This is a genomic window from Pseudomonas sp. R3-52-08 (assembly GCF_003851745.1).
Classification (GTDB): domain Bacteria; phylum Pseudomonadota; class Gammaproteobacteria; order Pseudomonadales; family Pseudomonadaceae; genus Aquipseudomonas.
Window position 1 is genome coordinate 4,139,782 of sequence record NZ_CP027730.1, and the last position, 25,553, is coordinate 4,165,334.

The 25,553-nt window shown below is 62.4% G+C and carries 14 protein-coding genes; 6 read left to right on the plus strand and 8 right to left on the minus strand.

Annotated features, from left to right (window positions below):
- Window positions 1-28: 28 nt before the first annotated feature.
- From C4J91_RS19030 to C4J91_RS19040, 3 genes are all read right to left on the minus strand, one after another.
- Window positions 29-2,605 (minus strand): hypothetical protein, encoded by a 2,577-nt coding sequence (locus C4J91_RS19030; RefSeq protein WP_124363746.1) that lies wholly within the window; start codon window positions 2,603-2,605, stop codon window positions 29-31.
- A gap of 152 nt (window positions 2,606-2,757) precedes the next feature.
- Window positions 2,758-15,654 (minus strand): non-ribosomal peptide synthetase, encoded by a 12,897-nt coding sequence (locus C4J91_RS19035; RefSeq protein WP_124363747.1) that lies wholly within the window; start codon window positions 15,652-15,654, stop codon window positions 2,758-2,760.
- Window positions 15,655-15,705: 51 nt separating this feature from the next.
- Window positions 15,706-16,458, minus strand: a complete 753-nt coding sequence (locus C4J91_RS19040) for a thioesterase II family protein (RefSeq protein WP_124363748.1) — start codon at window positions 16,456-16,458, stop codon at window positions 15,706-15,708.
- A gap of 301 nt (window positions 16,459-16,759) precedes the next feature.
- On the opposite strand from C4J91_RS19040, the gene C4J91_RS19045 reads away from it, so the two are divergent.
- A complete protein-coding gene (locus C4J91_RS19045; protein ID WP_124363749.1) occupies window positions 16,760-17,311 on the plus strand; it encodes an RNA polymerase factor sigma-70 in 552 nt (183 codons plus the stop codon).
- Window positions 17,312-17,364: 53 nt separating this feature from the next.
- On the opposite strand, the gene C4J91_RS19050 is transcribed toward C4J91_RS19045, so the two are convergent.
- Entirely contained in the window at window positions 17,365-18,153 is a 789-nt protein-coding gene (locus tag C4J91_RS19050) for an ABC transporter substrate-binding protein (RefSeq protein WP_124363750.1), read from the minus strand.
- Window positions 18,154-18,243: 90 nt separating this feature from the next.
- Window positions 18,244-18,867: a TetR/AcrR family transcriptional regulator gene (locus C4J91_RS19055; RefSeq protein ID WP_124363751.1), complete on the minus strand. Its 624-nt coding sequence runs from the start codon at window positions 18,865-18,867 to the stop codon at window positions 18,244-18,246.
- Window positions 18,868-19,054: 187 nt separating this feature from the next.
- Here C4J91_RS19055 and C4J91_RS19060 point away from each other — a divergent pair, with 187 nt between their 5' ends.
- Both C4J91_RS19060 and C4J91_RS19065 read left to right on the plus strand, forming a co-directional pair.
- A complete protein-coding gene (locus tag C4J91_RS19060; RefSeq protein WP_124363752.1) occupies window positions 19,055-19,597 on the plus strand; it encodes an exonuclease domain-containing protein in 543 nt (180 codons plus the stop codon).
- Between the two features lie 64 nt (window positions 19,598-19,661).
- Window positions 19,662-19,943: a pyrimidine/purine nucleoside phosphorylase gene (locus C4J91_RS19065; protein ID WP_124363753.1), complete on the plus strand. Its 282-nt coding sequence runs from the start codon at window positions 19,662-19,664 to the stop codon at window positions 19,941-19,943.
- Between the two features lie 48 nt (window positions 19,944-19,991).
- Here the strand turns inward: C4J91_RS19065 and C4J91_RS19070 are convergent, their stop codons facing one another.
- Window positions 19,992-20,795: an MOSC domain-containing protein gene (locus C4J91_RS19070; protein ID WP_124363754.1), complete on the minus strand. Its 804-nt coding sequence runs from the start codon at window positions 20,793-20,795 to the stop codon at window positions 19,992-19,994.
- A gap of 40 nt (window positions 20,796-20,835) precedes the next feature.
- A complete protein-coding gene (locus tag C4J91_RS19075; RefSeq protein ID WP_124363755.1) occupies window positions 20,836-21,771 on the minus strand; it encodes a chemotaxis protein CheV in 936 nt (311 codons plus the stop codon).
- Window positions 21,772-22,320: 549 nt separating this feature from the next.
- Here C4J91_RS19075 and C4J91_RS19080 point away from each other — a divergent pair.
- The 3 genes from C4J91_RS19080 to C4J91_RS19090 all read left to right on the plus strand — a co-directional run bounded on the left by C4J91_RS19080 (window position 22,321) and on the right by C4J91_RS19090 (window position 24,643).
- The gene (locus tag C4J91_RS19080; RefSeq protein WP_177412752.1) at window positions 22,321-22,770 is read left to right on the plus strand and encodes a hypothetical protein; all 450 of its coding nucleotides are present in this window, start codon (window positions 22,321-22,323) and stop codon (window positions 22,768-22,770) included.
- Between the two features lie 323 nt (window positions 22,771-23,093).
- Window positions 23,094-23,987 (plus strand): sensor histidine kinase, encoded by an 894-nt coding sequence (locus tag C4J91_RS19085; RefSeq protein ID WP_124365187.1) that lies wholly within the window; start codon window positions 23,094-23,096, stop codon window positions 23,985-23,987.
- Window positions 23,984-24,643 carry a response regulator transcription factor gene (locus C4J91_RS19090; protein WP_124363756.1) on the plus strand — a complete coding sequence of 220 codons (660 nt, stop codon included), beginning with the start codon at window positions 23,984-23,986 and terminating at the stop codon, window positions 24,641-24,643. The genes C4J91_RS19085 and C4J91_RS19090 overlap by 4 nt, the downstream gene beginning before the upstream one ends.
- On the opposite strand, the gene yegS is transcribed toward C4J91_RS19090, so the two are convergent.
- On the minus strand, window positions 24,602-25,522 hold the full coding sequence (gene yegS / locus C4J91_RS19095) for a lipid kinase YegS (RefSeq protein ID WP_124363757.1): 921 nt from the start codon (window positions 25,520-25,522) through the stop codon (window positions 24,602-24,604). The genes C4J91_RS19090 and yegS overlap by 42 nt on opposite strands.
- Between the last annotated feature and the right edge of the window lie 31 nt (window positions 25,523-25,553).

The window sequence follows — 25,553 nt, forward strand, 5'->3', positions numbered from 1 at the left end:
ACATGGGCGCTTTTACTACAGGAAGTGACTACAACCAGAATGTAAAGAAGTCCCAGAACATATAGTCGCCGGAGCTGATGTCTATCCTCCCAATAGTTGAACTCCCCGTTGCCGTGAAATCTACCCAACCATGCACAGGGGTTCCATTAAGCCTAACCTCGCCCAAGTAATCACCTTCCGGACTATAGAACGTGATCATTGTAGGATAGTGGTTGTATGTGTAAGCACATCTCACTCGTTTACAGTTGAAGGTTAAGGTCAAGCGCAGAAGTTGCGGTGAAGATGTCTGCCCTACGCCATTGGAAGTAACCAGTGCCTGGCCTTCCCACATTCCGGGGATCGTAGATGAAAATGGCGAGATACCCGCTTGTCCAGGGCCTGAAACAAAGTCAATGGTCATCGTTGGAATACTAATACTCTGTCCGGCAGAGATCAGTTTGGTGGCCTGCCCTGTGAAGTTTTCGTAACGTATTTCAGGTGGTGTGACTACGGTCAACACGCGCGATGGACACACCACATTCTCAGTCAAGCCGTCAGTCGACACGCTCCATGTGAAGGTGATGGAGGACTGATTCTGCGCCTTCACTAACTCGGATCGCAGTACAGTTGCCGCCACCTCGGACGCTGCCGCTTCTTCTGCAGTTGTAATCGTTCGAGCCGCATAAACAACAAAACTGTAGGGAGCGCCGCTCTTATCGATTCCGGTCGCCCGAAGCCAGCACTTCTGTCCTGCTCGCAAAAACCACATCCAATCTATGAAAGCGTCGGCATTCCCGGCGAATGTTTGCGTATCCACAATGCCATTTTGCGTTCTGGGAGGCGTAGCCTGCCGCAAGTTTGGCGTTTCCAGGCGCACAGGAAGGCTGATGCTCAAATTCAACGGCGGCGATGTCTGCACCTTACAGGCGGTGGTGACCGTGTAAGTGATCTCCACCACCTTACCCATACTCTCGATCACGGCTTCCGGCGGCAACAACCAGATCACCGCGTCCGTCGTGCTGCCAGGTTTGGAGGGCAATAACCAGCATGTATCGTCCGGTCGTTTCCAGCAGACACTGATGGAGTGCTTGGGGTTGCTGCCGGCGTACTTCACTTCGACATGTACGCCGTCGCGCCCGTTGTAAGCGGTCAAGTTGGTAAGCACCGCTTCCGTCACTGTTGGCTCAACCAGCACCAGAGCTTCCTGTTCGATGCTGAAGGTCCGGACAGGAAACTCGACGGCCGTGCCCATGTCGCACAGCCCATTAAAATTCGCCGCAAAATGCAGTTCAAACTCACTGCAATCGGCCAATTTTTGCAGCTTGGTCCTGGCTATCGGTGTATCAACTCCGTCGCCTAACCAGGCGGTAGTCAGCGGCTCTCCTTCCAATATATAAAACTGATAAGCGTTGCCGGCCTCAAGTGTGCCGGTTACCCACATCCAGCAGCAGTCCTGCTCCATGGCGTAATGCCAGATGGGCACTATCGCCGTTGCGTCATCACCAAAAGTATTGAGGTCCACCCGGTTGCCGGTGGCCTGTTCAATCCCCGGTTTTGGCAAGTCCATGATGCCCAGCACCTTCACTCGGCGCTCTGGTGAGGACCAATGGCTGCCATCGCAGCGCGTGACGTTGTAGGTCAACGTAATGGCTTGCTCGAAATTGGCGCGTATCACTGAGGGCGGTACCGCAAACACCAGGCTGGTTTCACCTTCAACCGGTTGGCGACATTCCAGTTCGACTGTGCCTGGCCCTGGGGTGCCGGTAAGTACCGGGCAAACCATGTCGCCGCTGCACATGCCCTCATAAGCCACCGCGATATGCGCACCGTTCACCGTGTTTATCGGGTTGACCACCCAGCCGTCGAACTCAGTGTGTACAGCTTCCTTGAGCTCAGGGGGCGACAGCTCCAAGTGAGGCTCGGTGAGCAACGTCAACAAAAGTGAGCGGAACAATATAGAGGGAGTAGCCCGGCTGAAGCGCACGGACGCCACAAGATACAGTTCGCTGTCATGTTTAAGTTGCTGGAGCAACGCCCGAGGCAGTGCTCGACGCCACCCCAGGCGTACGTCTTCGTCGGTAACCGGTTCATCCTCGAATGGATAGAGTCTGGCCTTGGAGCCATCCGGATAGATGCCGCCTATATAGCAATTGATCGTTTGGATTGTGCCGGCAAATGCCCAGGGTGGAATGTAAAGAATCGGGTCTTTACAGCACAACAAAGAAAGATCCAGTTTGCCATTGATCGCTTCGAGAATTTGCGCCTGAGGCAAGTTCGAAGGCAGACTGATCCGTACCTGACCTTGTAAAGAGGTCTGACTCTCATCGTTTCTAGTGACGGTGTATGTAAACAACGCGTAATTGTCCAACCACAAGGCTATGTATTCAGGAGGAATATGAAAGTAGATACAACCTGCGTCGTCGCCATGCTGGGGCTCTATCGGCGGATAAGGGCTGCCTGCCAACGGCCAGTCCAGAGCGATTAAGTCTTTTTTCTGCATACCGTTGTAGCAGACGCTGACGTTGCCTCCGTTCAGCAGTTTGAGTGAATCGACACTGCCATTTTCGTCAGCCTCAAGCAGCTTTGGCTTGGGCAGGTCAAGGGCATCCGGCAATGACTTGGACATGGTGAACGTTCCTTTTCAATAGACAGGGAATGCCGAAGCCAGGTGTTGGCCTGATCAGCATCGCCCTATCACACCGAAAAAAAACAGGCGCTTCTACTGTCAGAATTCACAGTTCTGCTGGACAGCCTAGGCGTTTCAGACCAACGGCCGCCTCACAACCCCTCCAACTCCGCCATCAAATCACTCAACCGATCGACCTTCTCGGCACTGATCTCATTCCCCGCCAACCCCTCGATATACTCGGCCAATTCCGCCACTGTGCTGCATTCGAACATCGCCCGCAGCGGCACATCGCGCTGCAGGGTTTTCTGCACCCGCGAGGCAATCTGCGTGGCCAGCAGCGAGTGCCCGCCCAGTTCGAAGAAGTTGTCCTGCACCCCTACCCGCTCGACTTTCAACACCTCGGCCCAGATCGCGGCCAGGGTAGTTTCCAGCGCGTTGCGCGGTGCCAGGTAATCCTGGCTGTGCGACTGGCCGATCTCCAGGGCCGGCAGGGCCTTGCGGTCGAGTTTGCCGTTGGCGTTGAGCGGCAGGCGCTCAAGCCACAGCCAGTGCAGCGGCACCATGTATTCCGGCAGTTCGCTGCGCAGGCGTTGCTTGATGCGATCCAGGCGTTCGCCAGGGTTCAACGCCTCATCCGCAGCCACCAGATAGCCAACCAGGTGTTTGCCATTGACGCCCTCCTGCACAGCCACCGCTGCATCACGCACTTCACGTTGTTCGTGCAGGCGCGCTTCGATTTCACCCAGCTCGATGCGGTAGCCGCGAATCTTCACCTGGTGGTCAACCCGCCCGACATACTCCAACACGCCGTCACTGCGTCGTCGCGCCAGGTCGCCTGTGCGGTAGAGGCGCTCGCCCGGTGCGCCGAACGGGTTCGGCACGAACACCGGTGCGGTGCGCAACGGGTCGCTGACGTAACCACGACCGACCCCAATACCGGCCACGCACAGTTCACCGACGGCGCCTTGGGGCACCAATTCCAGTGCGCCGTCCAACAGGTACAAGCGGTTGTTGTCGGTGGGCATGCCAATCGGCAAATAGGTGCCCCGCGTCGAGGCCAGGTCGACACGGTAGAACGCCACATCGTCCGAGCATTCCGCCGGGCCGTAAGCGTTGACCAGGCCGATGTGCGGGTAGCGCAACAGCCACTGGTGCGCCAGCTCCGGCGGCATCGCTTCACCGGTCGGCAGCATCCAGCGCAGGCCGTCGAGGCGGATAGCGTCCTGGGCGAGCATGCCCTGGATCAGTGACGGCACGCTTTCCAGCACAGTAATGCCCTGTGCCTGGACATGGGCCAGCAAACCCTGGGGATCATGGGCAAGGCTGTTGGGCACGATGTCTACCCGCGCGCCGAACAGCGGCGCGGCGAGGAATTGCCACACGGAAATATCGAAGCTTTGCGAAGCCGTCTGCGCGATCACATCCGTCTCGCTCAGTTGCAGGTAGGGCACCTTGCTCAACTGGTTATTGAGCATGCCGCGCTGTTCGACCATCACGCCTTTGGGCAAGCCGGTGGAACCCGAGGTGTAGATCACATAGGCGAGGTTGTCCGGAGCGCTATAGACACCTGGATTCTCGCCACGGGCCGGTACTTCCTCCCACACCAGCAACTGGCAGTCGAAGCCTTCGAGCAGTTCGATGGCCTGTTCCCGGCAGGCTTCGCTGCACACCAGCAACGGCGTGCGGCTCAGGCCGATGATGCGGCTCAAGCGCGGGCTCGGCAGGCCCGGGTCCAGCGGCAAGTAACCGGCACCGGCCTTGAAGCTGCCGATGATCATGCCCAGCAGCTCCAGATTACGCTCGGCCAGCAACGCCACCGGCTGGTCCGGGCCGACACCCGCCGCGATCAGCGCATGCCCCAGGCCGTTACTGCGCCGGTTCAACTCGTCATAGCTCCATTGCCGGTCAAGACAACTGGCGGCGATACGCTGCGGATGCTGCGCCACTTGCTCCTCGAACAGTTTGATATAGCTGCGCTGCAGCGGATAGTCGTGTTCGCTCCGGTTGCAGCCGTGCACCAGGAATTCACGTTCCTGCTCGCCAATCAGCGGCAGCTCGGCCATGTCGCCATGGAAGCCCTGCACCAGTGCCAGCAGCAGGCGCTTGAACTCGCCGAGCATGCCTTGCACGGTGCTTTCATCGAAGTAGCGCTGGTCGTAGGACAGGTGCAGGCCAAGATCATCGCCGGGGTAGCACACGGCGGTCAGCGGGAAGTTGGTGTGGGTGCGACCGGAGTCCGAGGTAGCCTTCAGGCTTTGCGCGTGGCTCAGCACGGAGGTGTCCACCGGGGCGTTTTCGAACACGAACAGGCTGTCGAACAGCGGCTGGCCCTTGGGCAGTTCGCTGAGTTCCTGAATGGTTACCAAGGGCAAATATTCGTACTCGCGCAATTGCATATTGCTGTCGAGCAGGCCGCTCAGCCAGTCGCGCACGCTGCAACGCTGGTCGTCTGCCGGCAGTTTTACCCGCAGGGCGATGCTGTTGATAAACAGGCCGACGGTGCGTTGCATCTCGGGCATCTGCACCGGACGCCCGGCCACGGTGACGCCGAACAGCACGTCACGCTCGCCGCTCAAGCGCCGCAGTACCAACGCCCAAGCCGCCTGGGCGAAGGTGTTGACCGTCAATTGGTGGGCCTGGGCCAGCTCGCGCAATTGCGCGCCATCACGGGCATCCAGGCGGGTGTAACAATCGCCGACCACCATGCCGCCGCTGTGGCCTGCGTGTTCGCGCAGGAAGGGCCGGTCGCTCGGGATCGGCGTGGTGCGCTCGAACCCTTGCAGGTTGCGCTGCCACCACTGGCGCGCTTCGTCCAGGTTCTGGCGTTGCAGCCAGGCGATGTAGTCGCGGTAACGCGGCGGCGTCGCCAATTGCGCATCGCGACTTTCGCCCAGGGCCCTGTAGATCTCAAAGAAGTCATTCATCAGCAGCGAACGGCACCATGCATCGATGAGGATGTGGTGGTTGCTCATCATGAACCAATAGCGCGCCTCGCCCACGCGGATCAGGCGCAGGTGGAACGGTGCCTGGTTGAGCAGATCGAAACCGGCTTCGCGTTCGGCCTTGAGCAAGGCTTGCAGACGCGGTTCGTGCTCGTGCTCGGGATCGGCGCTCCAGTCCAGGTATTCGATCGGCGTGTTGCCCGGCTTGTGAATCACTTGCAGCATGTCTTCGCCGACGTTCCAGCAGAACGAGGCCCGCAAGGCTTCGTGGCGAGCGATCACCCGTTGCCAGGCCTCGGCGAAACGCTCGGGGTCCAGCGTGCTGTCGATGCGGTAGCGGTCCTGCATGTAATACAGGCCGGTGCCCGGTTCCAGCAGGGTGTGCAGCAGCAGGCCCTCTTGCATCGGGGTCAGCGGGTAGACGTCTTCGATGGCGCTGGCCGGTACTGGCAAGCTGTCCAGTTGCGCCTGGGTCAGCTGGGCCAGGGGGAAGTCGGACGGCGTGAAGCCCCCGGCATCGTCTTCGAGACAATGGGCGATCAGGCTATGCAGCTCGGCCAGATACGCCTCGGCCAGTGCGCGGAGAGTGTGTTGATCGTGGCGTTCGCGGCTGAAGGTCCAGCGCAGCACCAGTTCGCCGCCGTACACCTGGCTGTCGACACTGAGCTCGTTGGGCAGCGGTGCGTCCGGATCGTGCGCGAGCCCAGCGGATTCATCCAGCGGATGGAACAGTGCATCAGCGCCGAAGCTCTGGTCGAACTGGCCGAGGTAATTGAAGGTAATCGCGGCGCTCGGCAACGCCGCCAGGGTGCGTTTGCACAGGTCGTCCGCCAAGTAGCGCAGCACGCCGTAGCCCAGGCCTTTATGCGGTACGCCGCGCAGTTGCTCCTTGATCGCCTTGATCGAATCGCCCGGCTGCGCCTGCGGGGTCAGCCGCAGTGGATAGGCACTGGTGAACCAGCCGACGCTGCGGGTCAGGTCGATGTCATCGAACAGGTTTTCACGGCCGTGGCCTTCCAGCTGGATCAGCGCCGAATCATGCCCGCTCCAACGGCACAGCACGCGGGCCAGGGCGGTCAGCAGCAGGTCGTTGACCTGGGTGCGGTAGGCGCTCGGCGCGTGTTGCAGCAATTGCCGGGTGCGTTCGGCATCCAGGCGCACACTGACCGTCTCGGCGTCACGGTTGCGCCGTGCACCTTGTGGGCGAGCCACCGGCAACGCCAGCGCCGGGCCCGCCAACTGTGCTTGCCACAGGCTCAATTCTTCGCGCAGGGACTCGCTGTGGGCATACGCCTGCAAACGCGCCGCCCACTCGCGCAACGCGCTGGTCTTGGCCGGCAAGCTGACGGACCGGCCATCGCTCAGTTGGCGATAAACAGTTTGCAGGTCTTCGAGCAACACGCGCCATGACACGCCGTCCACCACCAGGTGATGAATGACGATCAGCAAGCGCTGCTGGCCTTGGGGGCCGTCCACCAGCAAGGCACGCAGCAGCGGGCCGTGTTCCAGGTCGAGGCTGCGCTGGGTATCGGTGAACAGCGCGGTGCAGTCGGCCATGTCGCGCACTTGCGCCTGCATCAGTACGCCACCTTCGGGCACGGCCAGGTGTTCGGCGTGCCATTGGGCGTCGCGGCGGGTGAAGCTCAGGCGCAGCGCATCGTGATGCTCCAGCACCGCCAGCAGGGCCTGCTCCAGGCGGCGCGGGTCGAGCAGTTGCAGCGGCTTGAGCAGCAGCGCCTGGTTCCAGTGCTGGCGCGCAGGGATGTCGGTATCGAAGAACCACTGCTGGATCGGCGTAAGGCCCGAGGCTCCGGTAATCACACCTTGCTCGGCGCTGACCTGCTCGGCCCGCGTAGCGACGGCGGCCAGGCTTTGCACGGTCTGGTGCTGGAACAGGTCACGCGGGCTGAAATGAATGCCCGCCTGCCGCGCACGGCTGACCACCTGGATCGACAGGATGGAATCGCCGCCCAGCTCGAAGAAGTTATCGTCCAGGCCGACTTGCTGCAGGTTCAACACCGCGCACCAGATCGCTGCCAGGCTGTGCTCCAGCGCATTGCGTGGCGCCACATACTGTTGTCGATTCGCCTCGGGGTCCGGCTCGGGCAAGGCACGCCGGTCGAGCTTGCCGTTGGCGGTCAGCGGCATGCTGTCGAGCACCATCACATGAGCGGGCACCATGTAGTCCGGCAGTTGCGCCTTGAGCTGGGCCTTCACCGCGTCGCGCAACGCGCCGTGCTCAGCGTCGCTGACCAGATACGCCACCAGCTGTTTGCCACTCGGCGAATCCAGCGCCAGCACCACCGCTTCGCGCACGGCGTCATGTTCCAACAGGCGGGTTTCGATCTCGCCCAACTCAATGCGGAACCCGCGAATCTTCACCTGATGGTCGATACGCCCCAGGTACTCCACTAACCCATCAGCGCGTTGACGCACCAGGTCACCGGTGCGGTACAGACGCCCGCCATTCGTCGCGAACGGGTCGGCGACAAAGCGCTCCGCCGTCATCCCCGGACGCTGGTGATACCCCTGGGCCAGGCCTGCCCCGCCGACATACAACTCACCGCTTGCGCCTGGCGGCACCAGGGCCATGTCGGCGTCGAGAATGTAAGCCACGCGTGAGCCGATGATGCTGCCAATCGGCACGCTGGCGGCGCCCTCTTCCAGTTGCTCCGGCGCCAGGCAGGCCAGTGGCATCACCACGGTTTCGGTCGGGCCATAGGCGTTGAAGAACACCTGTGGCTGGAACGCGCTGCGAATGCGTTGCAGGTGTTCGCCGGTCAAAGCTTCACCGCCGGTGATGCACATGCGCACCGGCAAGGTCTGCTGTTGCGTGGCCAGCCACTGCGCCAACTGGCTGCCGTAGCTGGGTGTAAATCCGAGGATGCTGATGCGGTGGGTGCGGATCAGCGCGCAGATTTCCTCGGCATCCCACTGGCCCTGGGCGCGCACTACCACCTGGGCACCGCTGAGCAACGGCACCAATAAGCGCTCGGTGGCGGCGTCAAAGTTGATCGAATAAAAGTGCAGTTCGCAGTCGTCCGGGCGCATGCCAAAACGCTCGATCACCGCCTGGCAATGCATGGCGATTTCGCCATGGCACACCACCACGCCTTTGGGCTTGCCGGTGGAACCGGAGGTGTAGATCAGGTACGCAGGGTGTTGCGCCAGGCTGATCATCGGCAGCTCGCCGGCCGGGTAGTTGCTCAGCAGCGGCAGGTCGTGTTCCAGGCACCAGGTCGCGACGCTCGCCGGCAACGGGCCAAGGGCGTCGAACATCGGCGCATCGCTGAGCAGCAGGCCGATGCCGCTGTCTTCGATCATGTAATGCAGGCGGTCCAGCGGGTATTCCGGGTCCAGCGGCACGTAGGCGCCGCCGGCCTTGAGGATCGCCAGCAAGCCGATGACCATCTCCAGCGAACGCGGCAGCGCCAGGCCGACGCGCACCTGCGGGCCGACGCCCCGCTCGCGCAGCATCCAGGCCAGGCGATTGGCGCGGGCGTCAAGCTCGGCGTAAGTGAGCGTCACCCCGGCAAAAGTCAGCGCCGGCGCATCGGCACGCTTGCGCGCCTGTTCGCTGAACAGTGGGTGAATGCACTGGTCGAGCCGATGCTCACCGGCCTCCACCCCGAGGCTGTCCTGCACGGCGCGCTGCTCGGCGGCGCTGAGCAGGGGCAATTCGCTGAGGCGTTGCTGCGGGTTGTCGATCAGCGCTTCCAGCAGGTTGCGCCAATGCGCGGCCATGCGGGCAATGCGCGGTTCGTCGAACAAATCGGTGCTGTAGGTCAGGCAGCAGCCCAGGCGATGATCGAGGTCAGTGACTTCCAGGTTGAGGTCGAACTTGGTGGCGCGGGCATCGTTGGCCAGGTACTCGACAGTCATGCCGGCCAGTTGGCGGCTCTGCTGGAACTCCCAGCGCTGCACGTTGCACATCACCTGGAACAGCGGGTTATACGCCGCGCTGCGCGGCGGTTGCAGCGCCTCCACCAGATGGTCGAACGGCAGGTCCTGATGGGACTGGCCTTCGATCACGGTGTGACGCACCTGCTCGAACAACTGCGCGACATTCATCTGCCCATCGAGTTGGCAACGCACTACCTGGGTGTTGAGGAACGCACCGATCAGCCCTTCGCTTTCCGGACGGATCCGATTGGCCACCGGCGCGCCGATGCGCAGGTCGGTCTGGCCGCTGTAGCGGTAGAGCAACACGGCGAGGGTGGCGGTCATGGTCATGAACAGAGTCAGGCCATGCTCGGCGTTGAACGCGCGAACACGGGCGGCCAAGGCGTCGCTCAGGTCGAAGCGGTACAGCTCGCCCCGGTGACTTTGCACCGCCGGGCGCGGGCGGTCGCCAGGCAGTTCCAGCAGCGGATGTTCGCTGCCCAGTTGCGCGGTCCAGTAATCCAGCTGGCGTTGGCGCTCGCCCGCTTCCAACCACTGGCGCTGCCACACGCTGTAGTCCAGGTATTGCACCGGCAGCGGCGCCAGCGGTGAGTCGCGCTCGTCGATGAAGGCTTCGTAGAGCGCACTGAGTTCACGGGCAAAGATGTCCATGGCCCAGCCTTCGGTGACGATATGGTGCAGGGTCAGCACCAGGTAATGCTCTTGTTCGCCGGCCTTGACCAGGCAGGCGCGCAGCAACGGCCCGGTTTCCAGATTGAATGGCGTATGCGCTTCCTGATCCGCCAGTTGCTGCAAACGCTGCTGACGCTCGGTTTCAGTCAGCGCCGAGACGTCCTGCCAGTCCATGCGCAGGCCGGTCTGTGGCGAGACTTTCTGACAGGCCACGCCATCGACGCTCGGGAAGGTGGTGCGCAGGGTTTCGTGACGCATGATCAAGGCCTGCAACGCCGCCTCGAAACGCCCCACGTCCAGCACCCCGCGCAAGCGCGCCATGCCGCCGACGTTATAAGCCGGGCTGTCCGGTTCCATCTGCCAGAGGAACCACATGCGCTGCTGGGAATAGGACAGCGGCACGGGTTGGCTGCGGTCGACCTTGGCGATTGCAGTCTGTTGGTTGCGTTGGCCCGAAGCTTGGATCAGGCCCACTTGCGCGGCGAAGTCGCCCAGCTCGCTGGCGTCGAACAAGGTGCGCAACGGCAGTTCGACGTCGCAGGCCTGGCGGGTGCGGGAGACGATTTGCGTGGCCAACAGCGAGTGGCCGCCGAGGGCGAAAAAGTCGTCGCGCAGGCCAATACGGGGCAGGCCGAGCACTTCGCGCCAGATCGCGGCAATTTGCTGCTGCAGCGGCGTTTCCGGTTCGACGTGTTCGCGGGTTTGCCACACCGGTTCGGGCAGTGCGCGGCGGTCGAGTTTGCCACTGGGGCTCAGGGGCATCGCGTCCAGGCGCATCAGGTAGGCAGGCACCATGTACTCGGGCAGGTCAACGGCCAGGGCGGCTTTCACTGCCTGTGCATCCAGTTCGGCCGGGCCGGTGTAGTACCCGATCAACTGGCCGTCCCGCACCTGCACCACGGCGTGGGCGATGCCGTCCAACGCCAACAGGCGGGCTTCGATTTCCTGCGGTTCCACCCGAAAGCCGCGCAGCTTGACCTGCTGATCGAGCCGGCCCAGGTATTCAAGCACGCCATCGACGCTCCAGCGTGCACGGTCACCGGTGCGATACAGACGCGCCCCGGCTGCGCCCAGCGGGTCGGCGACAAAGCGTTCAGCGGTAAGCCCCGCACGGCCAAGGTAGCCGCGCGCCAGGCCGATGCCGCCGATGCACAGTTCACCGGGCACACCGGCCGGCAACGGGTTGAGCTGGTCGTCCAGTACCCGGCAGATCACATTGCCCAGTGGCCGGCCAATCGGCGAGCGTTCGCCATCCTCCACGGCGCAGTGCCAATGGGTGACGTTGATCGCGGTTTCGGTCGGGCCATAACGGTTGTGCAACTGCACCGCCGGCAGGCATGCCAGGACGCGGTTGCGCAACTCGGCAGGCAAGGCTTCGCCACCGGAGAACAGCCGGCGCAGGCTGGTGCATTCGGCAACCAAGGGTTCATCGATAAACAACTGCAACAGCGGCGGCACGAAGTGCAGCGTGGTCACGCCATGTTCCTGCACCAGTTGCGCGATGCGATGAGGGTCGCGGTGCTCGCCAGGGCCGGCCAGTACCAGACGGCACCCTGTGATCAGCGGCCAGAAACACTCCCACACCGACACGTCGAAACTGATCGGCGCCTTTTGCATCAGCACGTCGCTGGCATCCAACGTGTAGGTGGCCTGCATCCACTGCAACCGCTCGGCCAGCGCCGCATGGGTATTGCCCACGCCCTTGGGCTGGCCGGTGGAGCCGGAGGTGTAGATCACGTAGGCGAGGTTGTCGCCGTGCAGGTGCAGGCCCGGTGGCTGGGTCGGCCAGCGGTCCAGGTGCAGGCTGTCCATGGCGATCACACACACGCCTGCGACCGTCGGCAGTTGTTCCAGCAGTGCGGTTTGGGTCAACAGCAAGTGCACGCCGCTGTCCTCGAGCATGTAGGCCAGGCGCTCGGTCGGGTAATCCGGGTCGAGCGGCACATAAGCGCCGCCGGCCTTGAGGATCGCCAGCAGGCCGATCAGCAACTGCGGCGAACGCTCGGCGGCGATGCCCACGCAGACGTCCGGGCCGACGCCCTTGTCGCGCAGGTAATGCGCCAGGCGGTTGGCCTGGGTATGCAACTGGGCGAAGCTCAGGCTGCCCGCTTGCCAGACCAGCGCGGTAGCGTCCAAGGTGTGCTGGTTGAGCAGCTCGGGCAACCACTGCCGGGCCGGCGCGCAGGGTGCCTGGCTCCACGCCTGTTGCTCATCCTCTGCGGTCAGTTTCAGCTCGCCCAAGGCTTGCTGCGGTTGTTCGCAGACCGCTTGCAGCAGGTGGATGTAATGCTCGGCCAGGCGCTGCACGGTTGCCGGCTCGAACAGCTCATCGGCGTAGTCGAAGGCCAGGTTCAAGCGCCCGGTGCGGTCTTCTTCGCTGTGCAGTTGCAGGTCGAACTTGGCTTCACGGCTGTGCCACGGCAGTTCCTCGGCGAGCAGGCCCGGCAGGCGGCGCAGGGCGCTGAGGTCACGTTGCTGGTGGTTGAACATGACCTGGAACAGGCCCTGTTCCCGCGCCTGGGGGAAGGCCTCCAGCAGTTGTTCGAACGGCAGGTCCTGATGCGCCTGGGCGTCCATTGCCGCCTGGCGTGTCGCGGCCAACAGCTGGTTGAAAGGCTGGCGCCCGTCGAGCTCGGCACGCAATACCAGGGTGTTGATGAAGAACCCGACCAGCCCTTGGGTTTCCTGGCGTGAGCGATTGGCATTGGGCACGCCGATGCGGATATCGCGCTGCCCGCTGTAGCGATACAACAGCGTTTGGAACGCGGCCAGCAGCAGCATGAAGGGGGTGGATTCATGAGCCTGTGCGGTCTGGCGAATCGCGTCACTGAGCTTGGCGCTCAGGCGTACGGTATGGCGCGAGGCGCTGTTCAGACGCTGCGCCGAGCGCGGGTGGTCAGTGGCCAGGTCGAGCGTTGGGTGATCGCCCTCAAGCGTTGCCTGCCAATACGCCAACTGCCGCTGGCCTTCACCTGCGGCCAGCCATTGGCGCTGCCAACTGCCGTAGTCGGCGTATTGCAGGCTCAGTGGCGGCAGCTCCAGGGGCAGGCCCTGGGACGCGGCCGCGTAGAGACGGGAGAACTCGTCGATCAGAACAGTCAGCGACCAGCCATCGGCGATGATGTGGTGCAGGGTGACCAGCAACTGGTGGTCTTCTTCATCCAGGCGCACCAGGGTCACCCGCAGCAGCGGGCCTTTTTCCAGGTCGAACGAAGTACGTGCCTGGTCTTCACGGATTTGCTGCGCGTGGGCTTCGCGCTCGGCGACGGGCAGGTCGCTGAGGTCGATGACGTGCAGGTCGAACGCCGCACTGGACTCGATGCGCTGGAACCCTTCGCCGTCACGCTCATAGAAACGCGTGCGCAGGGCTTCGTGGCGCTGGACCAGGTGCTGGAAGCTTGAGCGCAACGCGTCTTCGTCCAACGCGCCGCGCAGGCGCAGGCCGCCGGGGATGGTGTAGGCGCTGCTGTGAGGGTCCAGCTGCCAGGTGATCCACAAGCGGTTCTGGGCCAGGGATTGCGGCAGCTCGTGCTGGCGCGACAGCGCAGCCATTGCGCCTTGTGCAACGCCGCCGGCCTGCTGCAGCTGCGCGACGCTGGCGGCGAAGCCTTGCAGGGTGGGCGCCTCGAACAGCAGGCGCAGGTTCAGCTCCAGCCCCAGGGTTTCACGCAGGCGCGCGACCACCTGGGTGGCGCTGATGGAGTTGCCGCCAAGCAGGAAAAAGTGATCGTCGGCGGCAACCGTGGCCACTTGCAGCTGCTCACACCAGATCGCCGCGATCTGCTGTTGCAGGGCCGACGCCAGCGCGACCTCACTCGCCGGCGCTTGCACCTCGGGGAACTGCGCATAGCGGTCGAGGCTGCCATCGGCATGGCGCAGCGCACACGCCGCCCGTTGCACCTTGCCGCTGGAGGTTTTCGGCAGCGCGCCCGGGTTGAGCAGCACCACCACGCTAGGCGCCTCTTGGTAAGCCTCGGCCACCGCTTGGCGAATCGCCTTGATCAGCGCTTCGGGCGGCAGGATTTTCTGCACGCTGCGGCTGATTTCCGCAGCGATGCCGATGCCTTCCAGGCCCTGATCATTCACCGCAAAGGCCGCCACCCGGCCTTTGCGCACCACCTCGACCTCACGTTCGATGGTTTGCTCGATGTCCTGTGGATACAGGTTGTGCCCGCGCACGATCAGCAGGTCTTTCAAGCGCCCGGTGATGTACACCTCACCGTCACGGATAAACCCCAGGTCGCCGGTGCGCAGCCAGGTCCGGTCGGCGTGCTGGACGAAGGTGCTGGCGGTGGCTTCAGGGTTGCGCCAGTAACCCTGGGCGATGCTCGGGCCGCTCGTCCAGAGTTCGCCCACGCAATTGTCGGCCAACTCGCTCAGCGTGTGGGGATCGGCGATCAGTACGGCGTGGTCCGGCTGCTGAGTGCCGCAACTCATGACGGCCCTGCCCTGCCCCGGCGCGGCGCGGTTGGCGGCCAGCGCTTGCTCATCGACGCGTAGCGCGGGGATGCCTTGGCCACGGGTGCCGCCCGCGACGAACAGGGTCGCCTCGGCCAGGCCGTAGGAAGCAAAGAAATTGCTTGAGGTGAAACCGCAGGCGGCGAACTTGTCGGCAAAACGTTCCAGGGTGTCCAGGCGGATCGGTTCGGAGCCGGAATAGGCCACGCGCCACTGGCTCAGGTCCAGGCGTTCCAGGGCCGACTCGCTGACCCGTTCGCTGCACAGGCGGTAGGCGAAATCCGGGCCGCCGCTGATGGTGCCGCCGTAGTCGCTGATCGCTTCCAGCCAGCGCAACGGCCGCGCCAGGAAGTAGGCCGGCGACATCAACACGCACGGCACACCGCTGAAGATCGGCTGCAGCAGGCCGCCGATCAGGCCCATGTCGTGGTAGAGCGGCAGCCAGCTGACGATGACATCGTGTGGGTTGAGGTCGATGCCAAAGCCGCGACGGATCAGCACTTCGTTGGCCACCAGGTTACCGTGGCTGACTTGCACGCCCTTGGGCAGCGCGGTGGAGCCGGAGGTGTATTGCAGGAAGGCAATGTCGTCGGCTTGCAATTCGGGGGCGACCCAGTGATCGGCCAGTTGTGCGTCGAGGGTGTCTACGCTCAAGACCGGTGGTGCGTGGTCAATCTGCGCCAGGCTTTCGCCGAGGCTGGCAATGGTCAACAGCAGGCGCGGCTCAGCGTCGCTGATGATCGACAGCAAGCGCTCCTGGTGATGCCGCTTGGTGGATTCCGGCGGGTAGGCCGGTACCGCGATCACCCCGGCGTACAGGCAGCCGAAGAACGCCGCGACATAGTCCGGGCCGCTGGGGAACAACAGCACTGCGCGCTCGCCCATCGCGACATCGGCTTGCAAGGCGGCGGCGATGGTGCGGGCGCGTTGGTCCAGGTCACGGTAGCTGAGCACCACGCTGTGCTCGGCGGACTCGGCCAGAAAGCGCAGGGCTATCTGGTCCGGCGTCTGCGCGGCACGGCGTTGGAGGGACTGGACCAGGGTGCGGGGAAGTTCGAAGGCGTCCATCATGGGGTTCCTGCCTGAAATCGGCTTACGGGAAAGTCGGGAAGTCGGTGAGATTCAGCCGGCGGCCAGTTGCCGCGCCGCGCCAAGGCGCCAGCGGGCCAGGTGTTCGTCGGCATAGCGGCGCACACAGCGCAGCACGGCGCTTTCGTGCTGCACGAGGAAGAAGTGGTGACCGTCGAACATGTCGAGGGAAAAGCCGCTGGCGGCCTCGAGCTGCCAGTCGAGCAATTGGTCGGCGCGCACGCTGTCCTGCTTGCCGCCGAACACATGGATCGGCACACCCAGGGGCTCGCGCTCGCCATAGGTGAAGCTGCCGCAGAGCAGGAAATCGGCGCGCAGGATCGGCAGCATCAGCTCCATCAATTCAGGATTGGCCAACGCGGCGTCGCAGGTGCCCTGCAGTTCGCGCAAGCGGGCGATCAGCTGTGCGTCGGTCTTTTCGATGGCGTATTCGCTGACATCGCGCCGCGCCGGGCCGGCGGTGCCGGAGGCGAACAGCGCCAGCGGCGCCGGCACATTGCGCGCTTTCAATGCGTGGGCCAGTTCGAACGCCAGCAGGCCGCCGAGGCTGTGGCCGAACAACGCATAGGGGCCATTGAGGTCGCGGCTGATTTCAGTCGCGAGCTGGGCAGCCAAGGCCTTGATATCGCGCTGTAGCGGCTCGCCCATGCGCATGCCACGCCCCGGCAATTCCAGCGGGCACACCTGCAACCAATCCGGCAGCACGCGTCGCCAACGTGCGTAGACCGAGGCGCTGGCGCCGGAATGGGGCAGGCAGAACAGGCGCAGCGGCGTTGGCGTACTCATCACCTGAGGACTCCAAGCTGAAACACGCTGTGTGCACGATAAAAACCCATTTCGCCCTCCTGCGGATGCTGATCCTTGGCCGTTTGTTTACAGGCCTGTCACCCAGAAGAACGGACGGCCCCGGCAAATAATTAGTCGCCGAGGGCGAGCGACACGCGGTTCACACCTTACCGAACGGCGTAAGATTAGTTCGTCTTCTCATTTGACAATCATTATCATTCAGCATAATTTGTTGCCCGATGTGTAGGAGGCCTCAGCAAGGACGCCCTCCCCTAACCTCTTTTGCAACCAGGTGATTTCCATGACGGAACCAGTATCCACAGGCAGGTGCGACTCACCACTTCTCCAGGCGTTCGTCGACAATCGGCTGATCCTGGTGAAGATCGCAGCACGTATTACCGGCTGTCGTTCCCGCGCCGAGGATGTGGTGCAGGACGCTTATTTTCGGCTGCAGTCGGCACCGACGATCACCTCTTCGTTCAAGGCCCAACTGAGCTATCTGTTCCAGATCGTGCGCAACCTGGCGATCGATCACTACCGCAAGCAGGCCCTGGAGCTCAAGTATTCCGGCACCGAAGAGGAAGGCTTGAACGTGGTGATTCACGGCGCTTCACCGGAAACCTCCCATATCAATTTCAACACCCTGGAAAACATCGCCGACGCCCTGACCGAGCTGCCGCAGCGCACCCGCTACGCCTTCGAGATGTACCGCCTGCACGGCGTACCGCAGAAGGATATCGCCAAGGAACTGGGGGTTTCGCCAACGCTGGTGAACTTCATGATTCGCGATGCGCTGGTGCACTGCCGCAAGGTGTCGGGCAACCACAGCGATACGTTTGCGCGCAGGGTTTGAAAAACACATGTGGGAGGGGGCTTGCCCCCTCCCACATTTGATTTCCAGCGCTCTCAGGGGACTGGCATTACATCGATGCGATACGGCTCGAAGATCTTGAGCATCTGGCCATTATCCCGCAGCTGCTTGAGCAACCCGGCAAACGCAGGCCCGGTGATGGGGGCTTTGGGCCGTAGCAACGCGTAATGGTGATAGACCTGGTCAATGCGCTCCGACACCAGGAATGTCCCCGCCATCTCGGCATTGCGCACCATGAAGTCACTCAGGTACGAACGGGTGACCAAGGCGATATCAGCACGCCTGCGGGCGACCATCAGCAAGTTGCTGTCATGGGAGTACGTCAACGTTGCGTTGAAGTGCTCAGCCAGGTACTTGGGGTCGGGGTTGAAGTTCGCGAAGGCGTAGTGATAGCCGCTGAACACCGCCAGGCGTTTGCCGGCAAGGTCGCTGAAATAGCTTTGGTCGCGACCGGGCTCACGCTCGGCGACGAAGATTTCAGCGTCTTCCAGGCCCATGTCGACGCTGGTATGGGCCACGTCTTTCCAGCCCCAGGACGGGTTTTCAAAGATCGCCATGTCGACCCGGCCTTGCTCGAAATCGCGAAAACGCCTGGGAATCGAAGTGGGCACCAGCACAAACTGATAGTCGCTTTGCACGGCGTTCAGCGCTTCGACCAATTGCGGCAGCAATCCGGTATCGGCGCCTTGCTCAGGGCGTACGGTATACGGCGGAAAATGCGCCGCGCCGATCCTCACCAACTGCGCGGCGCTGGCCTGCGTCCACCCTGCGGTACCCAATGCCCAAAATGTCAGTCCTGCAGCCAGCCGCCATGGCGAAAACATCTAGGCACACACCGTGAATTCTATGATGGCGATAAGCTAGGCGTTTTTCCCTGGGGAGACAACGTTCACCCGCAAATTAATAGCCGCACTTCAGTCCGCCTTGAGCACCATCAACAGCGCTTCGTCGGCCAGCTCTTCGAGGGTCAGGCTGCCTTGGGTGCGGAACCACGTGGTGGTCCAGGATAACGCGCCGGTCAGGAAGCGCCGGGTGATGAACACGTCGCCCCTGATATAACCAGCGGCCTTGGCTTCGCCCAGTACCTGCAGCCAGATGTCCTCATACACATCACGCAGGGCCAGTACCTGGGCCTGACCGTCGGCAGACAACGAGCGCCATTCATACACCAGCACCGCCATCGCCTCACCGCTGCCGCCCATGATCGACTGCAATTCGCAGCGGATCAGCGCCAACACGCGCTCGCGCACCGTGCTCGCTGCTTCCAGCGCAGCCCGCATCATCGCGGTGTTGTAGAGGATGGTTTCTTCCATCAGTGCGCGCAGGATCTCGTCCTTGCTCTTGAAGTGATGAAAGATGCTGCCGGACTGAATGCCCACCGCACCGGCCAGGTCGCGCACGGTGGTGCGCTCGAAGCCCTTGTTGCGAAACAGGTGCGCCGCGGTTTGCAGCAACTTGCCCCGAGCGCTCTCGGGGTCGGTCAATTGTCCAGCGTCGACCAGAGTGCGCATCACCCGCAAGGCTTGGGGGTCGTCCATGCTGCTGTCCCTCATGTCTACTATCGTCTTGGGCGGCAATTTAGGCCGTGGCCGCCACCCGAGCAAGCGCTTGGGCAAAACTTGTGTACGGGGTTTACCAACCAGGCGAATCAGCCCCCTGGGCGGAACTACAAGGCCCGGCTACGCTCTATCCCCATCAGGACAGGAACAGTACGGGAACCTGCGCATGCCTCATTGGCTGATTATTGACCTTGAAGCCACCACGGATGACGGCGGCTGGCCCGTGACGGAGATGGAAGTCATCGAAATCGGCGCAAGCCTGGTCAACCGCCAGGGCCGCGAGCTGGATCACTTCCAGCGCTTCGTGCGGCCGCTGCGGCGGCCGCTGCTGACGCCTTTTTGCCGCCAATTGACCCATATCACCCAGGCCAATATCGACGCGGCAACGCCGATCACCGAGGTGTGGCCGCTATTCGAGCGCTGGCTGGGCCAGCATCAGGCGCGCCTGGAAGGCTGGGCCAGCTGGGGCGATTACGATCGCGTGCAACTGGAGTTGGAATGGCAACGCCATGGCCTGGCCAGCGCGCTCGGCCAGACGCCCCATGTCAACCTCAAGCAACGGTTCGCCAAGGCCCGGCGGCTGGACAAGCCCTTGGGGCTTAATGGCGCGCTGCAATTGGCGGGGATGCAGTTCAGTGGCCAGCAGCATCGGGCGCTGGAGGATGCGCGCAACACGGCACGCCTGCTGCCGCTGATTTTGCCGGTCTAGGCAGCTCCCCTGCCCTTGGGCATACTGGCTGACCTTTCCAGACCCTTTTTCCGAGGATTCACTCATGTTCAAAGTCAATGAATACTTCGACGGCACCGTCAAGTCGATCGCTTTCGGCACCGCGGAAGGCCCGGCGACCATCGGCGTGATGGCCCCGGGTGAATACGAGTTCGGCACCGACCAGCGTGAAATCATGCACGTCGTTTCCGGCGCGCTGATCGTCAAACTGCCTGACGCCGAGTGGGAAACCTTTGCCGCCGGCAGCCAGTTCAACGTCCCAGCCAACAGCAAATTCCAGTTGAAGGTTGGCGTAGACACCGCTTACCTGTGCGAATACCGCAGCTGAACCTGACTCGGCGCAAAAAATGCCCGTCTCCTGCGAGACGGGCATTTTTTATTCCAGCACCGTTACCGGCATCCCGATTTCCAACTGGCCAACTCCATCGTTGACCAGGTTCTGGCCGAACATCGCGCCCTTCTCGGTGCTGCGATAGGCCTGCAGGGTGGCGAACGGTTCGCGGTCCGGGCTGCGCTCGCCGGTCCGGGGGTCGACGGTCGTGAGAACGCAGCGTGAACAGGGCTTGACCACGCGAAACTCCACCTCGCCGATGCGCAAGCGTTTCCAGCCATCCTCGGCAAACGCCTCGCCGCCTTCGATTACCAGATTGGGACGAAAGCGCAGCATTTCCATCGGCCGGCCGACCTGCGCGCACAAATCGTCCAGGGAAGCCTGGCCGATCAGCAGCAAGGGGTAGCCGTCGGCAAATCCCACTTGATCGTCATCACGGCCAAAACCGGCCTGGGTCGAGCGTGCACGCTCCAGGGGCATATGCGCCAGGCGTGTGGGTTTGCCGATGAAGGCGCTGACCCAGGCCGCCGCTTCATCGCCCGCGTCCGGCACGCGCAAGGTGTCGTGCCAGATGATCACACCACGCAATGCATCGGCGCCGGGCAATGCCACGTCCAGCGTCCCATAGCCAGGCGAGCTCAGGGTCAGGCCGCCAGCCGCGTTCCACAGCGCGGTCAACTGGCTCATCTTCGCCACGGCGCGTTGCGTGAGGAAGCGCCCACTGGCTTCGTCCACCAGCATCCAGCGTCGATCCCCTGCCAGCCCGAGTTTATCCAGGCCACTCTGCTGCAAGGCCTCGGCCTTGCCGGATTTCAAGGGGTAACGGTACAACGCGCTGAGACGGAGCATGAGCCTGCATTCCTGGGGAACAAAGTGGCATACCCTAGTGTCACGCGGGCACTTCGTCCAGCATCAGTCGTTGACGCACCACATCCACTAGCTTGTCCGGCTGGAATTTGGAGAGGAAATTGTCACAGCCGACCTTCTTGACCATCGAGTCATTGAAGCTCCCCGACAGCGAGGTGTGCAGCACCACGTAGAGGCCACGCAGGCGCGGGTCATTGCGAATTTCGGTGGTGAGGCGGTAGCCGTCCATCTCGGGCATTTCGGCGTCGGTGAAGATCATCAGCAGCTTGTCGGTCATCAGCTGGCCGGTGTCGGCCCAGGCCTTGAGCATGTTCAGCGCCTTGAGGCCGTCGCTGGCGATGTGCATCTTCACGCCCAACTGGCCCAGGGTGTCCTTCAACTGCGACAGCGCTACGTTGGAATCGTCCACCAGCAACACTTCACGGCCACGGGCGCGTTCCAGCACTGGGTCCTCGAGTTTTTCCCTGGAGACCTTGGCGTTATAGGGCACGATTTCCGCCAGGACTTTTTCCACATCGATAATTTCCACCAACTGGTCATCGACCTTGCTGATGGCGGTGAGATAGTGCTGGCGCCCGGCGCTGGCCGGCGGTGGCAGGATGGCTTCCCAATTCATGTTGACGATGCGGTCGACGCCGCCCACCAGGAACGCCTGCACCGAACGGTTGTACTCGGTGACGATAATGGTGCTGTTGGGCCCTGGCACCAGCGGGCGCATGCCGATGGCCTGGGACAAGTCGATCACCGGCAACGTCTGGCCACGCAGGTTGACCACGCCGCAGACGAAGGGATGGCGCTGAGGCATCAGGGTCAGCTTGGGCAGTTGCAGTACTTCCTGCACCTTGAACACGTTGATCGCGAACAGCTGCCGCCCGAACAGGCGGAACATGAGAATCTCCAGGCGATTCTCACCCACCAATTGCGTGCGTTGATCTACCGTGTCGAGAATGCCGGCCATTAAGAGCTCCTGGTGTGCACATGGGTTGCGCGCTGAGAGGGTGTGCAGTTCGTATAGGCAAGTTATCGGCGGCAAGCGCCAGACCTTGACCCCGGTAAAATGCCATGTAAATACATTGATGTCACACTGACATCATGCTTTACTGCATCAGCCCTGTCCTCGGGCTGTGTGGGCCTTGCACGACACTCCAATCGGCGTGCGGTTCCACGACGTAGGGGATTCCCCTATGCGCAATCAGGCCCGACCTGATATTCGCGATATCTAATAGCCATTAATGTGACGCCATTCTCATTGCATGAATGGAGTCAGGCTTTTGTTTGCCATCCCACGCCCTAGGCCCGCGAGCCTTCCAGGCACTCACGTATCGGCAACTGAAGTCGTGTCATCCCGCTCAACTGGGACTACGCACGACTTTCGTGAGCATTTCAATAAATGTCCTACTGAAATATCGGAATCAACCTACAAGCTCCAATCATATTTCAGCGCTAGTTTTAAGCCATTCACCCGGTGCGACATCTCATCACCCGAGCTTGAGTTGCGGAGACATGCATGATGAATAGCGCGAAAGAATGGCAAACGGCACTTCCCGAGTTTCTGCTGGAGGCCGAAATGCTGCTGATCAAATCCCAAGAGTGCTTGAGCCACCTGCATTTGATCCGCAACGACAGCGACGCCATCGACTGCATGAAAACCAGCCTCGCCAAACTGGCTGAAAAGGCCGACAGCCTGGCGCTGCAGGCGATCAGCGAGTTCTCGCGGCACCTGCAGGACCTCATTGCCAACGCCGAGAACCCGATGCAACTGCATGACCAGGCACTCGATGCGTTACATGACTGCCTCACGCTGCTGGCCTGGCAATTGGAGCTGATCGACACGCGCACCGGCGAGTTGGCCCTGGACGAGACCGAGCAAACGTCGTTGATCGCGACGGTTACCTTGCAGATTCCGCAAAAGGATTTCCGGCATAAACCGCAGCAGCGGTTGCATCATGCGTCCTGAGTCCCAAGCATGTCGCCGACGATAGCTGACCTGTCCAAAAACGACCGATAACGGCGAGAAAGGCAGAAACATCAATTAGCCATCTACGCAATAACGATACAAACCAACTTTACTAATACAACTTTTTCAACTCTGGGATTACCCCCCAGAGTATTTGCGCGGGCCATAAACCAATCAGGCGACCAACGGTAACAGGGGTGGTACTATGCCCCCACTCGAAGTGACTCAACTTCATCATGGTTAAACACGATTCGGCAGCGTATTCCAAACAGAGCCCGGCCAACCGGTCTCCCCGCAGCGAACCTTCAGTGGCTCCATCCGCTATGTACGCCAACCTCAAGCCCCTTTTCTCAAGGTCTGTGTCGCGCAGCAACGCACGCCGCATCGTCCTTGCGCTGTGCCTGTGTTCGTTGTCGGTCAGCGTGTGGGCCTACGCGCATGCTTCGCCCTGGTCGCTGCTGATCCTGCTGGTCAACCTGGCCACGCTGGCGGTGGTGGGCCTGCACCAATGGCGTTCGCGCAAATCCATCAAGTTCCAGCCCCAGGAATTGGCGGACCGACTGTTACAGGTCCAGGAAAACGAACGCCATCGCCTCAGCCGCGAACTGCACGACGACATCGGCCAACTGCTGACCGCCGCCAAACTGCAAAGTGAATGGCTGCAGCGTCGCCTGCCGCCAGAGCTGCACGAGCACTGCACGGTGCTGTGCAATACCCTCGACGAAACCCTGGCCAAAGTGCGCGACGTGTCCGCCATTCTCAACCCGCGCCAGTTGGCCAGCCTTGGCCTGGAAGCCAGCTTGCGCGCGCACCTGCTCAAGACCCTGGAAAACACCTCGGTGTGCTGGAGCCTGGAATGCCAGCAACGCCTGACCGGTATTCCTGAAGAAATGGCCGTGGCGGCGTTTCGCATCACCCAGGAAGCCGTGACCAACATGCTCCGTCACGCCCAGGCACATAACCTGCGGGTGCGCCTGCGACGCCTGCCCGAAGGCTTGTCGCTGACGATCTGCGATGACGGCCAGGGCTTTTCGCCGGTTACCGACCCAGGCCTTGCAGGCCAACGCGGCATGGCCGGCATGGCCGAGCGGATAGACCAACTGGGCGGCACCTTGTCGGTCAGCAGTCAGCCAGGCCAAGGCACGCGGATCGACGCGCTTTTCCCCTGGGCGCCCCGCGCCCTTGAACGGGCCAGTTCCCCTAAGGGTTTCGAGTGACCTGCAATTTACTCCTGGTGGATGACCACGCGCTGATTCGCGCAGGCGTGCGTGCGCTGGTCCTGGACATGCCCGGCTACGACGTGATCGGTGAAGCCAGCGATGGCGCGCAGGTGCTTGCGCAATTTCGCGCCCTGCAGCCGGATATCGTGCTGCTGGACCTGTCGATGAAACACACCAGCGGCCTGGATGCCTTGCAGGAACTCAAGGGCGCCTATCCCCTGAGCAAAGTGCTGATCCTGTCGATGCACACCGACCCCGACCTGATCATGCGCGCGCTGGAATCAGGTGCCCACGGCTACCTGCTCAAGGACATGACCGCCAACGAGCTGGAACACGCCCTGCGTGCCTTGCGCAACAACGAGCGCTACCTGAGCCCGGCGATCGCCCACACCGTGATCAATCAAGCACTGATCCGCAGCAACGGCCCTGCGACGCCCGCGCCCCATAGCCACAACTTGACGGCGCGCCAGTTGGAAATCCTGCGCCTGATCGTGCGCGGCAAGTCCACCCGGGAAATCGCCCACGGCCTGGGCCTGAGCATCAAGACGGTAGAAGCGCATCGCTCGCAGATCATGAAGCGCCTGCAGATTTTCGACGTGGCGGGCCTGGTGTTATTCGCGGTGCGCGAGCAGATCATCAGCCTGGACGACTAGGGGCGAACCCAGCGGCAGGTGCACGCGCAGGGCCTTGGGCAAGGCCTCGAAATGCAGATCATCGCCTTCCAGCGGCTCGCCATCGAGGTTGATGTACAAGCCCTGCGCCACCTTGATATTGACCCACGGCAGGCGTGCCCGCACGAACATGGTGTCCAGGCCCCAGCCATTGCTCATCAATTCGCGCAAGGTGCCGACCACCTCCTGGGGCGCCGGCAGGATGCTGATGTCCAGCAGGCCATCATCGGCCAGCGCACCCGGGCACAGCACATGCCCGCCCCCGGCCTGGCGCCCGTTGCCGATCCCGAGTGCGAGCAGCTCGCCTTTCCAATGGAAATCCGGGCCTTCCAGCTCACCGTAGGCAGCCTTCAATTCACTGAAACGCGACAGACCGGTGAACAGGTAGGCGGCACCGCCGAGGATTTTCTTCAGGTCTTCGGAGGTGTTGGCGGTGACCTGGCTGCCGAAACCGCCGGTGGCCATGTTCAAGAATATCTGCCCGCCGACCTGGCCCAGGTCAATCGCTCTCGGTTCAACATCCAGCAACGCCAGGGCGCCAGCCGGCTCCAACGGCACGCCGGCGGCCTTGGCGAAGTCATTGGCGGTGCCCAGCGGCATCAGCACCAGGCTGGCATCGGTATTGGCGTGAGCCATGGCTTCGGCCACATCGCGCAGAGTGCCATCGCCACCGCCGGCGATGATGTGGGTGTAACCGTCGGCCAGGGCTTGATTGACCAGGCGCTGGGCATCGCCACCTTCCCACGTCACCCGCACTGCCAGCTCCCAACCCTGCTCACGCCGGGCCAACACGGCCGCGCGCACGTCCTCGTTGAGGGCTTGTTTGCCGTGGAGGATCAACAGGGCTCTGGCGGTGGTCATTTGGGGAACTCTCCTGGGTCAAGGTGCTTGC